Origin of the sequence: Enterococcus sp. BWR-S5, assembly GCF_016745255.1 — a bacterium.
In the GTDB taxonomy this organism is placed as follows: Bacteria; Bacillota; Bacilli; order Lactobacillales; family Enterococcaceae; genus Enterococcus_L.
The window spans coordinates 17,282-31,947 of record NZ_JADOEQ010000020.1 but is presented as its reverse complement, the minus strand read 5'-3'; the positions used below and the strand labels follow the sequence as shown (position 1 = coordinate 31,947).

At 41.4% G+C, this 14,666-nt stretch carries 10 protein-coding genes; all 10 read right to left on the bottom strand.

Annotated features, from left to right (window positions below; translation table 11 throughout):
* The 10 genes from IW510_RS18755 to IW510_RS18710 all read right to left on the bottom strand — a co-directional run bounded on the left by IW510_RS18755 (window position 1) and on the right by IW510_RS18710 (window position 14,655).
* Entirely contained in the window at window positions 1-1,317 is a 1,317-nt protein-coding gene (locus IW510_RS18755; RefSeq protein WP_202062257.1) for an APC family permease, read from the bottom strand.
* A 513-nt stretch (window positions 1,318-1,830) separates the two neighbouring features.
* Window positions 1,831-3,297 (bottom strand): response regulator transcription factor, encoded by a 1,467-nt coding sequence (locus IW510_RS18750; RefSeq protein ID WP_202062321.1) that lies wholly within the window; start codon window positions 3,295-3,297, stop codon window positions 1,831-1,833.
* A 14-nt stretch (window positions 3,298-3,311) separates the two neighbouring features.
* Complete coding sequence (locus tag IW510_RS18745; RefSeq protein WP_202062255.1) at window positions 3,312-5,048, bottom strand: sensor histidine kinase; 1,737 nt, start codon at window positions 5,046-5,048, stop codon at window positions 3,312-3,314.
* A complete protein-coding gene (locus tag IW510_RS18740) occupies window positions 5,038-5,655 on the bottom strand; it encodes a YesL family protein (RefSeq protein WP_202062253.1) in 618 nt (205 codons plus the stop codon). Before IW510_RS18740 ends, IW510_RS18745 begins: the two co-directional genes overlap by 11 nt.
* A gap of 174 nt (window positions 5,656-5,829) precedes the next feature.
* Complete coding sequence (locus IW510_RS18735) at window positions 5,830-7,302, bottom strand: ABC transporter substrate-binding protein (protein ID WP_202062251.1); 1,473 nt, start codon at window positions 7,300-7,302, stop codon at window positions 5,830-5,832.
* 32 nt (window positions 7,303-7,334) lie between these two features.
* Window positions 7,335-8,258, bottom strand: coding sequence for a carbohydrate ABC transporter permease (locus tag IW510_RS18730; protein ID WP_202062249.1), 924 nt, complete (start codon window positions 8,256-8,258; stop codon window positions 7,335-7,337).
* A 13-nt stretch (window positions 8,259-8,271) separates the two neighbouring features.
* Window positions 8,272-9,213 carry an ABC transporter permease gene (locus IW510_RS18725; RefSeq protein WP_202062247.1) on the bottom strand — a complete coding sequence of 314 codons (942 nt, stop codon included), beginning with the start codon at window positions 9,211-9,213 and terminating at the stop codon, window positions 8,272-8,274.
* Between the two features lie 409 nt (window positions 9,214-9,622).
* Entirely contained in the window at window positions 9,623-11,023 is a 1,401-nt protein-coding gene (locus IW510_RS18720) for a glycoside hydrolase family 1 protein (protein ID WP_202062246.1), read from the bottom strand.
* A 90-nt stretch (window positions 11,024-11,113) separates the two neighbouring features.
* Window positions 11,114-11,974, bottom strand: coding sequence for an ROK family protein (locus IW510_RS18715; protein ID WP_202062244.1), 861 nt, complete (start codon window positions 11,972-11,974; stop codon window positions 11,114-11,116).
* Complete coding sequence (locus IW510_RS18710) at window positions 11,974-14,655, bottom strand: alpha-mannosidase (protein ID WP_202062241.1); 2,682 nt, start codon at window positions 14,653-14,655, stop codon at window positions 11,974-11,976. The genes IW510_RS18715 and IW510_RS18710 overlap by 1 nt, the downstream gene beginning before the upstream one ends.
* Window positions 14,656-14,666: the final 11 nt, after the last annotated feature.

Sequence of the window (14,666 nt, the reverse complement as noted above, 5' to 3'; positions counted from 1 at the left end):
CTACTCACTCTTCCCTTTTTGATAATAAAATACAGGAATACCTACACAAGTAATTCCTATCCCTACTAAAGCTAAAAGAGGTGCAGTAACCATCGTCATTATCAAGATGAAGCCGCCGCCCAGCATCGCAATTAAAGGGATAATTGGATACAAGGGTACCTTATATGGACGAGTTAAATTCGGTTCTCTCTTGCGAAGCAGAAGAACACCATAAAATAAAAGCAGGCTGAAAAACCACATCACGAATACCAGCATGTCTGTCAGTAAATCAAACGTTCCGAAAAACATCATGATACAGGCAATGCCCAGCTGAACACAGGCCGCCACGTAAGGCGCATTAGTTCGCTTCGTCATTTTTGTAAACGCCTTGCTGAAGGGCAGCTCATTTTCCAACGCCATTGCATAAGGCACTCGAAGTCCTGTCATCGTGTAGCCATTCAATGCACCATAGACGGAAATCAGAATACCGATTGTAACCAGTTTTCCGCCAAAATTACCAAAAATTACCATCGCTGCTTCTGAAGCACTGTTCAGATTTCCGGCAATCGAATCAATTGGTAATGTTTTTAAAACAACAAAATTGATTAAAACATAGACAACTGTAACAAAGCTCAAACCAAATATAATCGCTTTTGGCAGATCCTTCTCAGGATGCTTCATTTCGCCGGCGATATTGCCGACGCCCAGCCAGCCATCATAAGCAAAAAGTGTAGCCAACAGCGCCGCGCTCACTCCGGCAGCTAAAGACCCGCCTTGCCCGGAAGAAAAGGGTGTAAATGAGACTGCAACTTCCCCCGGAGTCAACAAGCCGACAATGATGATTAATGCAATCGGAATCAGCTTGATTGATAATGTAAAGGACTGCACCGTCGTTGCTGCTTTGGTACCAAGCAAATTGATTCCTGTGATACTGGCCGCTGTTACTATTGACAGCGGAAATAGAATACCTTCTGATAAATGAAATAAATTGATTAATTGCGTGGCAAAAATAATACTTAGAGCAGCAATATTCGCCGGAAAATAGATGATACTCTGGGCCCAACCCAATAAAAAGGAAGGCAGCTTTCCATAGATTCTTTCAATATAGCGAATAGGTCCCCCTGTTTCAGGAATCGCCGTCGCCAGTTCAGCAACCGTTAAGCCGCCGCAGATAGTCAAGAAGCCTGCCAACAGCCACACCAGTACAGTTAATCCCGCTGACTGAGTATGGGCAACGACCGCAGCTGCTTTAAAGAATACGCCGGCACCAATAACCGTCCCCATGACTGTTGAAAGAGCTCCGAAAAATGAAATTTCTTTTCTTAATTGGTTTTTCACTTAGTCACTCCTCATTTCCATAATACTCAAAGTATACTGGATAATGAATGGAAATTCCATGCTTGATTTGAAGTAAGAAAAGCTTTACGAGTTCGTCCAGCTCTCGAGCAATAAGCTCGAGTCAGACACATGATGCTTTCTATCATGAGGCTGATTCGACTTATTGCCGAAGAGAGCTATGCCAGTTCGACTTATCTGTTACTTTAGTCGAATGGTATGCGTGACGTCAATCAGACAAAATTTTCTTCTTTAAAAGTTTTGTACTCATCTTAAATGAGATAGCTGCTCGTAAAGCTAGACAGTCAGAAAAGCCGATCAAGCCCGAGTAGCTTCCGAACAATAAGACGAAACTGCGCGTGGCGTTCTTTGCCGCGAGACACGTTTTGACTTATTGTTGAGAGAAGCTGGCTTGTGAAGCTAGACAATCAGAAAAGCTGAACGAGCTTATGAAGCTAGACGAGTAAAAAAGCAGCCATGAGTCTGCATACTCATAACTGCTTCCACTGACGTTTTCTATAAAGAGTCATAGCCTTCTCGATAAGTATCACGAAACTCTTTCGGTGTGATACCATTCAGTTTTTTGAACATCTTTGAAAAATAATTTGTATTATTGTAGCCAATTGCCTCAGAGATTTCATTAATTGTCTGCTGTGTATGCAGCAGCAAATGCTGCGCTTTCTTTATTCGAACATGATTCAAATACTGATTGAAGCTAAGCTCTGTCTCCTTTTTGAAAATCTGGCCTAGATAAACTACGCTCAGATGCAAAGATTCAGCAGCCGATTTCAACGAAATTTCTTCTGTATAATCATTCGTGATGATATCAATCGCATGCTGAACCGTCTCAGAATAACGTTTTTGGTCTGTCTGTCCCTTCGTTTTTTCTAATATCTCATCGAATAGGCAACGCAGTTCAACAATTGTATTGCCTTTTCTAATTTCGGCAATCATTGTCTCGTAATCATCGACTGAAAGTGCAGGTGACTGACGATAAATATCCGTAAATAATAAAAATGAAACATATTTTACTTGCTCCGGATCAGCCTGCGCAGCTAAAAGCTGATCAAATATTCTATCCAGTTCTTGACAAATCGTTTTTATGTCTCCTATCATCAGAGCTTTATTGAAGGAGAGAAACGGCAGCTCCTCTTCCTTGTTGACTGTATCTACCTTCAAGACTCTTTCGTGGGGGAGAAGATCCGGATAGAAGGCTTGAAGAGACTGAATCTGCTTGATTTTCTCATAGCTTTTATACAGCGTCTCCCACTCCTCAATCGTTTCACCTACGATAATCTGCCAGTGTTCCCCACTAAAATGCTGTTCCAGCTCTCGAATTAGCAGCAACAGCTGTTGTCGGCTGCCACTGTAGATAAGAATCAGCTGATCCTCATTCAGTCTGCCATAAACAGCCATCTGCTGTCCTCGATTCCAAAAATACTCTGCAGCAGTCTCCACGATTGCTTTTTCGCTGCTGAAAAGCAATGGAGTATACGGTGGCTGAGTTCCTGAAGAAAACTGCTTTAACAGACCTTGGAATTCTCCGTCGTTTAACTCATTATTCAGCCACAAAATCAGACCGGTTTCTCTGTACAATTCTTTTTGCTCCTGCTGCTGACGTTTTTCCAGCTCCGCATGAATCTCAAGAACGCTCCTTTTTAGCTCTTCCTTATTGACAGGCTTCACCAAGTAATTCTTTACGCCCAATTGCATCCCTTTTTTTACAAACTCAAACTCCTGATACCCCGATAAAATAATCGTAAAAAAATCTCGATTCTTTACCTGAGCCTGCTTCACCAGCTCAATTCCGCTCATTTCAGGCATGTTGATATCTGTAATCAACAAATCAATGGCATGGCTTTCCAGATATTGCAGCGCTTCCGTCGCACTTTTCACCGTTTCGACGACCTCGAAGCCCAGAGCAGACCAGTCAACAATCATCTTCAGACCTTCTAAAATCATGTACTCATCATCCACAAACATTACCTTGTATTTTGTCACGCCTTCAGCACCTCTTCATCCAGTATGATTGTCACATTAAATCCCTGCCATAGGGTAGAGTCAATATGCATTTGATAACGCTCGCCGTAGAAGCCTCTCAAACGTTCGTGAACATTTTTCAATCCAATCGAATTTTGCAGCTCCACTTCTTTATCTGCCAGCTTCTCCTTTACAGCAGCTAACTGTTTTGTGTCAATTCCTTTTCCATTATCAGATACCTGAATATAGATTTTTCCCTCAGCCAAATAAGCTTTAATACTAATCGCATTATCATTTCTTCCATAATCTATCCCATGAACAAAATAGTTTTCAACAAGCGGTTGTATCGCAAACTTAGGAATAACCAGCTCCTTCAAGCTGTCTTTAATGGTTACAATGTATGCAATTTTATCCGGATAGCGCATCTGATACAGATAGACATATTTCTCACAGAAATCCAGCTCCTGCTGTAAGGTCGTCGTTTTTTCCTGAGTCGTATTGTTTCGCAGTAAAGCAGAAAAGGCATAGACGACATCTGCCAATTCCTCCTGCTGACGACTTAGTGCATACATGCGAATATACTCCAACGTGTTATATAAAAAATGAGGATTAATCTGAGATTGCAAGGCACGCATATGCGCGTCCCGCTGCTTAATCTCCAGAGTATAAATATCCTCGATATAGTCATTGATACTCACCGTCATCTGGTTAATTGCTTCAGCAATTTCCTTCAGCTCCTGTTGCACACTATCCGTGTCAATCTGTTCTTTAAAATTCCCTTGGCTCACTCGTTTGGTCGCAGCAACAATATTGCGAACCTGAGAAGAATAACGTTTAAACGTCCGATGCAGTACCAACAGCAAGAGAGCAATAATCAGAAACCCAAAAAAGAAGATCATTCCGGTAAACGAAAGAATCTCTTTCCAAATAATTTTCTTACTGAGCAATACTAAAATTGTTCGGTCTTCACGACTTGCAATTTCCTTAACATAATAATCTTCTTCCAACGAAGCAAGTGGAACTTCCCGCCCTTGCTGCATCTGCTCATCTAGCGTTGACAGCTCCTCTTTCGTCATGTGTGCACTATTATCATAAAGTCGTTGACCATTACTTGAATAGAGAAAACTGTTGATTCCTTTTTGAAGATTCTCTTTTCCTTGCGTTCCCAGAACCATTGAATCATCAAATGCAACAAACAGCTGCCCAACAACTTGCGTTAAGTTTCCGGGACTGTAAATGGAGCGAATCAAATACAGACTTTCATCCATCTCAATCGCAGTTCCCACCATCTTTACCCCTTCCGGGCGTTCCTTCGTTGCTTTTAAATAATGATCACTTTCCTCAAGACGAATCGCAATCTCCTTGATTTCTCCATGAATATTGAACAATCGGGAAAGCGTCGTTGGAACAAAGATACTTTCCCCGGTTGTGCGATAGACTTCATTAGTGTACTCAAAATACTCTGCCGGACTCAAATTCAAATAATTTCGTAAGGTTTCAAACTGACGATCAGAATTCGTAAATTCTCCCAAAATATCTGTCATCAGTCCACTTTTATCTTGCGTGTAATTATCCAGCTGGACACCTGTATTTTCCACCATTTGCCAACTGCTGTGAAATCGCTCGACTCCTGTATAGAGACTGAGTGTCAGCATAATGAAAACAGAGACTAAAATCAGCAGCAGACTATAAAGCTGCATCAGCTGATTGATTAGAAAATCACGCTTGAAAAATGCTGTTATTCTATCCTTCATACGTCAGCTTTCCATCAATCAGCTCACGATTTTTCCGACTGACAAAAGAGGCCCATAGCACCATCAGACTGAAGCTGCCAAATACGAGAAGCCCCTTCATACTAAAAGTAAACAGTACGATTCCTACCAATCCAAGAATGATTTTCAGGAAAACACCAAAATTCAAGAAGATACTGACAAACGAAAGCTTCAACAAATTAATTAAGCTCAACTCATAGCTTGATTCATTCATTAGCATATACAGATAATAAACAAACAGCAACAGACCGACAAACAGCAGAATAAAATCAATAACCAGCCAAAGAAGACCTTGAAGCCCTGTGGAAAGATATAAATTATAGCTAACTAAAGCAAACAGTGCTGAAAATAAATAAAAGTGAATATTTCCTTTGATGAAATTTGCTTTCCAACGATCGAATCCCAAACGCCAGCTCGACTCTCGATAATCCAGCTGATTTTCCTGAATTAAGTCACTGATTGTTTGAAACGCAGGACCAATACCAAAGAATACCCCTCCAAGAATGGTAAATGCAATAAACATTAAGTTAAGCTTTACAATGGCCCAAATCATCGAAAATCCTTTATCCAATCCTGAACTAATCATCATTGCTTCCTCCTTTTAATTTTTAAACTATCTTGTTGCACTGTTTATTATATCGTTGATACTCATTTTGACAATGTTTTCAGATTATGTAGAAAGAGGCAGAGGCAATTTATTGATGCTATTGCCTCTACCTCCTATAGCAGATACAATCGTATCCTTTGCTTTATTATTTAAAAACTATTCATTTGCTTTACGAAATTCATCAAATTGTGTTTGCATTTCTTCACCGACTTTTTCCCAGCCGGCAGTTTTCAAATCTTCCAATAATTTAGGAATGTTTTCTTCCGGATCAATCGTTCCTGTTGCCAAGCTTGATTTGTAACGATTCATCACATTTGCGATATTGGTAATTTCTGTCTTCACATTGTCCGTCTTGAAGTTGAAACCAAGAATCGGAGATGCTTCAGATGCAGCAATATTTTCATCGCGTTCCTTAATCATTTCATCAGTAATCGTATCTTGTGTATAAAGAATCAGGTTGTTCCCAGTGTTCCAAGCAGCCATGTGATTGTTTGGTTTGTAGCCGTCCAACAGTTTAATTTTGCTGTCCTCACCATCAATTTTCTCCCAAGCTTCTCCTTCGACACCATAAACCAACCCATTCAGTAATTCTGGGTCGCTGTTTAAAAGACCTAGAAACTCCATTGCTTTTTCTTTGTTTTTAGAGACATTGGAAATCACAAAGTTCGCCATTTGTGCTTGAGCTGTCGATTTCAACGGTGTCGTGATTGGACGTGATACCAATTCCTGCCCAGCGGCATTTGTTAAAATCGTATCACCATAATCCATTGGTCCTTGTGTTTCTTCACGCATGAACCAAGTGTTTCCTTCCAGTGGGAAACCAGTTGTATTCGTTGCAGCATCCGTTGGAATCAAACCGGCAGTATACCATTTGTGCATTAGCTTGAATTTCGCCATTTGATCCTTGTCTGCATACTGATTGACAATTTTTGTTGTGTCGCCATCCAGCTTCACAGCAAACGGATATTCTTTCCCAATGACATAATCAAAATCTCCGGACATTTCAAAGGTTTGTCCGATTGCAAATGCCGGAATATTTGGCTCATTTTCGTGGAAGGTGGTCAATGCTTTTTCAGCATCTGCATAAGAGTTAACAGAACTGATATCAATATTGTATTTATCCAAATATTGCTTGTTGAAGGTCAGCATCTGCTGTGCATAGATATTGCCGTTGACAGGAAAGGCATACAGCTTGCCGTCAATGGTATTTCCTTTGATATAGGCTTCATCTAATTGTTCGTAAGCCTCTTTTGCATATTTTGGTGCTAAATCTGTTAAATCCGCATAGGCACCCTTTTGCGCGTTGGCTACATAATCCGAAGCGAAGGACAAATCATAATTTTCACCGGAAGCGATAATCGTACTCATCTTCTGGTTCCAATCTCCCCAGCTGATATACTGCAAATCAATTTTCGCATTGATTTTCTCTTCAATCCGCTTATTCGCAATATCCATCAGTTCATCATAGTTATCAGGCTTATCGCCTACCTGATACATCAATAGCGTCGTTACACCATCGGAATCTGAGCCTGAGCTGCCAGTACCGCTCTTACTTGATCCGCAGGCTGCCAGACTAAGTGTCACTGCGGCTGCCCCTACAAAAGCTGCTGTTTTTTTCCACGTTTTCATTTATATTCCTCCTATGGATTTATATCTCTCATTTATTCTTTGACGCCGCCGATTGTCAAGCCACCGACAAAGTATCTTTGGAAAAATGGATAGGTCACTGCAATTGGCAGTGTCGAAACGACGACAATTGCCATACGGGCTGATTCGCTTGGTAAAGCAGCGAGTCCCCCTTGAACCTGTGCGGCCATTCCGGTACTCTTCGCTAGATAATCCAGATTATTCTGGATACGCATCAGTAGTGCCTGCAATGGAACTAGAGAATCCTTTTGAATATATAGTAATGCATTGAACCAGTCATTCCAGTAACCTAAAGCGGCAAAGAGACTAATTGTTGCAATGCCCGGCACAGCTAAAGGTAACACGATGGAGACAAATATTCTCAGCTCACTTGCACCATCAATCCGTGCTGATTCAATAATACTATCCGGTACGGTTTTTTTGAAGAATGTTCGCATCACCAGAATATTAAATGGACCTAAAGCAAGCGGTAAAATCAAGGCCCAAATCGTATCCTTCAGTTGCAGCAGATTGGTCATTACCAAGTAATTCGCAACCATTCCCGGTGAAAACAGCATCGTAATCAATGCTACCAAGGTGAAGAAACGACGAAACGGAAAATTGGAGCGAGAAATGGCATACGCATAAAGAGAGGTCATCGTCGCATTAATCAATGTACCAAAGACCGTAACAAACACGGTGACACCAAACGCTTGAAAAATTTTACTGCTCATTTGTCCACTAAACAAATACGTATACGCCGCTGTAGAAAACTCTCCCGGCCAGAAACGATAGCCATTCTCTGCCAAAGAGGTTTCACTGGTCAATGAAATCACAATGACGAAGAAAAACGGTAAAATACAGGAAATGGCAAACAATGCAATCACTACATTGAAAATCAAGTTGATGGTCGGGTTGAACGAACGGACTTCAACTTTTTTAACTTTTTTCTTATTCATGTTAAAGCCCTCCTTAGAATAATGCTGAATCCGGTTCAAGCTTACGAACAACAAAGTTCGCTGCGAGAAGCAGACAAGCCCCAACGACTGATTGATATAGCCCCGCTGCTGCGGTCATTCCCAAATCACCTGTAGCAGTCAAGCCATTATAGATGTACGTATCCAATACCGATGTCACTTGGTATAAGGCACCGGAGTTTTTCGGTACTTGGAAGAACAAACCGAAATCTGCTCGGAATATCCCGCCGATGTTCATGATTAGAAGAACGGTCATCATCGGGATTAGCTGAGGAATCGTAACATTTTTAATCTGCTGCCATTTGCTGGCCCCATCAACCATTGCGGCCTCATAATAAGTCGGGTCAATTCCCATAACCGAAGCATAATAGATAATGCTGTTGTAACCAAGACTTTTCCAAACATTCAGTACAACGAAAATCAATGGCCACCATTTAGGATCAGCATACCAATTAATTCCTTCGCCTCCGGCATTCGTTATCCATTGATTTAGAATCCCTTTATCAGGACTCAAAAAGGCATAAACGAAATAGGAGATAACTACCCAAGATAGAAAATACGGTAATAATGACATGGTATGATAGACTTTTACAGCCTTCTTATTTCGTAATTCACTCATGACGATGGCAAATGCGATAGCAAAAAATAAGTTAAATGCCAGAAACACGATATTGTAGAGTAAGGTGTTTCTTGTTATCAGCCAAGCATCACTGGATGCAAATAAAAATTTGAAATTTTCAAAACCAACCCATGGACTGTTTCTCAAACTGGCAAGAAAGCCGTCCGGAGAAATGTGAAAATCCTTAAATGCGACTACATTGGCTAAGACTGGTATATAGAAGAAAAAGACAAACCAGATAAATCCCGGCAAAGCCATTAAAATAAGTGCCTTAAACTGCCAGACCTTTTGCCAAAAGCCCTTCTTTTTTTTGTTCATTTTTTCGCTCCCTTCACTGATATAAATCCTGTTACTAAACAAAACAATTGTTTATACTTATTCCCCAAGTAACTTTTTACGTGTAAAAGAACATATCAGGATTTATATAAAGGATAACGCTTTCAACGAACGAACATAAGAAACAAATTATAGGTCTTTCGCAACAAATTAAAGATATTGATATATCAATCAACAATTTAGCCCAATTCACATTAGAAAAACAGACAGAACGAGCGACCCAATTTTAAAACACCAGATACTAAGGTAACAACTGCAAAAAACTTTCTTATCTCTTTAGCGCTAAAAAGCAAAACAAGGATACGAAAAGTGACAAAGCTTTCCGTATCCCCGTCTTATATTTCAAAGCAAGTAGCGTCTATCTAACTCTATGATAGAACACATCCGCTTGTTATTCCTCTGTGAAACCATTTGCTTCTGAAACCTTCTTAAACCAATGACCAGATTTTTTGATTGTCCGCTGACCATCTTTTTCTAAATCTACAGATATGAAGCCATAGCGATTTTTATACGCATTCAGCCAAGACCAGTTGTCCATACAGGTCCACATATGATAGCCCAGACAATTGGCACCTTCCTGTATCGCTTGATGAACATATTTCAAATGCTCAGAAACAAACTCGATTCGATAATCATCTTCAATCATTCCATCCGCATTCAGGAAACGTTGCTCATCTTCAACACCCATACCGTTTTCTGAAATGTAGCAGCGAATATTTCCATAGTTATCGCGTAGATTAATCAGGATATCATAAACCCCTTTTTCATAAATCTCCCAGCCGCGATAAGGATTGATTCGTTTTTCCGGCCAATCGTAATAATCAAAGTAATCTTCAGGCATCGGACCGTTGCTGTGATCAACAGCGGTTTCTTTTGCCTTTACCCGTCGAGGTTGGTAGTAATTTACACCAAGGATATCAACTGTATTGGCTTTGATAATCGCCAAATCTTCCTCCTGATACTCAGGCAGAATTGCCAGCTCTCTGCAAATTTCTACTAATTCTGACGGAAACTCCCCTTTTACTGCGGGATCAAGGAAGGAGCGGTTAAAGAAAGCATCGGCAATTATTGAAGCCTTCACGTCCTCCGGATTATTCTCATCTCTCGGATAACTTGGTGTCAGGTTCAAAATAATCCCAATCTCTCCATCAAGACCGGATTCTCGATAGGATTTGACTGCCAAAGCACTAGATAACGCTTCATTAAAACCAACTTGTACCGCATGTTTCAAGTTAATTTCTGCCGGATAATGTTGCAAATAAAGATAGCCCATCTCCACTGGAACAACTGGTTCATTATGGGTAAACCAATGCTTCACTCGATCACCAAACAAACGGAAACAAGCTTTTGCATAGTCGACATACGCATCAACTGTACCACGAGCCAACCAGCCGCCCTTTTCCTGTAACGGCATCGGCATGTCAAAATGATATAAATTAATAAACGGCTCAATGCCATTAGCAATCAGTCCATCAATATAGTCATTGTAAAAATCAACAGCTTGTTGATTCACTTCACCTGTTCCCTCGGGAAACAGACGGCTCCATTGAATGGATGTTCGAAAGCTATTGTGCCCGGTGTCCTTCATTAATTGAATGTCTTCTTTATATTTCGTATAAAGCTGTGAGGTCTTTTCAGGACCTACACCATTGAAAAATTTTTCAGGGGCAATCTCATACCAGTAATCCCAGATATTTTTTCCTTTACCGTCGCCCGGAACAGTTCCTTCTGTTTGAAGACCGCTGGCTGCCGATCCCCACCAGAAGCCATTAGGAAATTGATAAGTTGTCATGATGTTCCTCCTTCTATTTGAAGCAGATTGTACTTTTTTATTCAGCTCCATTTTAGCAGAAGTTGTCGGCTTCCACACGAAATAACCTTCTTAACGTGCTGCTTCTTTTCCCAACAGCAAGCTGCCGATAATTCCGCTTTGATTCGGTAATGCCCAACGAACAATATAGTCATCGATTTCCGGCGTTTCCATATAACCGGCCATTTGCTCAATAAACTGGTGGCGAACTTTCTGCAATAAGTGATCCTGATTCATTACACCACCACCCAGAATAATTTTTTCCGGTGCCAATGTCAATGTATAGTTCACCAATGCTTGAGCGATATAGTACGCTTGAATGTCCCAGATAGGATGCTCCTGATTCAACTCCTGTCCTTTGGTTCCAGTCCTATGCTCCAAAGAAGGTCCGGCTGCCAAGCCTTCCAGGCAATCCCCATGATACGGACAGGTTCCTTCGTAATCATCCGAAGCATGGCGTTTTACTCGAATATGTCCCATCTCGGGATGAGCGTTTCCTTGGAAAATTTTTCCATCCAAAACGACACCGGCACCAATGCCCGTTCCTACTGTCAAATAGACACAGCTCTTCTTTCCTTGAGCAGCCCCCCGCTTCAGCTCACCATAAGCGGCCGCATTAACATCCGTCGTCCAAGCAAAAGGAACATTGTAGTGCTGTTTCAAATTTCCCAGAAAATCAACATTGGCCCAGCCTTCTTTAGGCGTTGCCAGAATATGTCCGTAATTTTCTTTCGTAGGATCAATTCCAATTGGACCAAACGAACCAATCCCCATAGCTTTCAACGAATAGCGATCAAAAAAGGCTATAATCTGTGCGATGGTTTCCTCCGGTGAGGTTGTTGGGATAGCCAGTTGCTCAACAATCGTCAACTCTTCGTCGGCAACCGCACAAACCATTTTAGTCCCGCCTGCCTCGATTCCACCATAATACATTAGTTTTCCTCCTTAAATCCGACCGTTCGAATTTCGTAAGGCTGTAACTGCTCTGCAATCCCCTGTTCTTGTTGTTCCTCCAATAAATTCAATAATTCAAGCCCGCAATTATCTTTTTGAATAACCAAATCAGACGGATCTGATGACAAACTATACCCTCTAAGAACCAGCTGATTATCTGCTTTTCGACGTTTTAGCGCGGTTATGGCAAAGGCCTCACCATCTACAGCTAGAAATTGATGCGTTGCCGCCAATGTTCCAGTCTGATGCTCCAGCTGTTTTGTTATAAAGGGAACCTGCAAGCTTTGCGCATGTTTATATGTTTCATAACGGGTTTCCTGTGCCCCATGGCATTCAATACCATACGTAAAAGTATGTTGCCCTTGGCACTGCGCTTCCGGTGTCGGGAACCAGCCCCAATCGCCCAGTTCACCGGTACAACGAATCAAGGTCAACGCAATGGTATCCTCAATAATTTCATATTCATTTAGACCAAAGTTAGATATCGTTACCCCAAATGAGTCATCATGAAGATTCGCAAATGCATGCTGATGCTGAGGGTTTGTCGGATTTTCCCAATGACTGGATACTTGGTTAGGACGAGTCACTGCTTCGTAGATACTGTCCGCTTCATGTGTGTCAACATGAATGCCTGTTGGAAACAGTGCACGTAAACGATGATCTTTGACCTGATTATCAATCGTTGTTTCAAAGGCTACATGCTTATTCTGGCGATCTAATGTGATAATTGTTTGAATAGTGAATGGTACCAGCTCTTTTGAACGTTGTGCTTTGCGATAACGGAAATCAATGACTGCTTTTTGTTCCTCCTCCAGCAAGTCATCTGCCGATTTTGGTACTTCCAACGTTTGAGTCAAAAGAATTCTTCCGACAATCTCTGTATTTTCCAAAATTTCAACGGAATGAGGAAAAGCTGTAGAAAGAATCGCCTGATCGCCTTCCGGCTGCTTGAAAATATACTCATTGGCAATATCTCCAACATCCTCAAAAACTAATAGGTTCTCTAAGGTTTTCCCTGTTTGTTTATCGGAAATTGACAGGCTGCCATTTTCGGTGACCACAACCTTTACCTGTTCATTTTCCAATACTCTGCCATTCTCTGAAATGATTCGTTTGTTATTGCCTTGCGCCTCTCCCTCTACAAGAGCCAGCGCTTCCCATGAAAATTCTGCCATGTCTGAAATTTCTACGGTTACTGTGACAAAGCGTTTCATAAACGGAATCCGGAAAGCATCCTTAGGCAGCTCATAATCAAACAGCACCTCTTCCGTACTAATCACAGCTTTCACAGGCTGTCCCTCTTGGTTAACCACGTGATAACTCTTTGAAGGGCGCTCCTTCAATTCCTGATAAAGCTTCACCGGAATTCCTTCTTTAAAAGTTTTTCGTTCCAGCTCAATTTCGACAGTTGCAGTACCAGACCGTTCCAGTCCCACCGTATTAAAAATCACAAACGGCTTGCTGTTTTCCGGAAACATAGATGTATCCATCGCCTGCGTTAACTGTCTAACTGCTTCATCAGCCACAAATTTACCGACCTCATCTGCTTTTTCAAAGCGCGGCATCATTTCTCTATGCACCTCATCAAGTGAACAACCGCAAATACTATCGTGAGGATGATTTTGCATCAAGGTTTTCCATGCATAATCCAACATATCATGATCATAGCTGCCTGTTACTTCATAAGCCATCGCCGCCAATGGTTCACTGATATTCTCCAGCTGTCTGGAAACTCTTGTGTTCCATTGCTTTAGATAAACCCTTGAAGAAGCGGTGTTTGCCAAGGTATACCAACCATCTGTTTCCTGACTGGTCAGCTCACCTGTGATGGTTCCAATATCTTCCGGCAGCTCTTGCTGAACAGCCTCAAGATATTCCGTAAAGCCGGCATGAATAAACTCATATTCAGGGAACAACTTGTTTGCGGTGCGAATTGCCGCTGAGATGTCCTTTTGTACCGGCTGATGGTCAACTCCATTCATCATTAAATAATGGTTGGTTGAACCAAACTTTTCAACATCTGCCAGCTTTTGCTGCCAGAAAATTGTTGCTTCTCCTTCATCAACCGGGATTTCATTCCCGTTAGAATACCAGTTGGCAAAAAGCAGTCCAAAGATTTTGCTGCCATCCGGACCTTCCCAAAACATCTCAGAATATTGAGAAGTAAAATTGTCGTCCGCCAACACTTCATTATCAAAGCCGATTGGTTTTACCCCTCGACCATATGCTGCGCTCTCCAAGCCTGCCTGCAGCATCATTTGCGGTGTCTGTCCCATATTACCGAAGGTGTCCGGGAAATACCCCAACGCTACCGGTGTGCCCCACTTTTTACTTTCTTCCATCCCAATCAGCATATTGCGTGTATTGGATTCTGAACTAATCAGAAAATCATCCTGTAAGATGTAAAACGGGCCAATTTGCAATTTCCCTTCATCAATTGCCTTTTGAATTGCGGCTCTTTTCTCAGGTCGCACTTGCAAATAATCATCCAAAATAATCGTTTGACCATCTAAATGAAAGCTTTTAAATGAGGGATCTGTTTCAAACAACTCCAATAAATCATCCATTAGCTCAATCAATCGCATGTGATGTTGTTCATAGGGCATATACCATTCACGATCCCAATGACTATGAGATACAATATAGACTTTTTTCTTCATTTCTTCCTGTC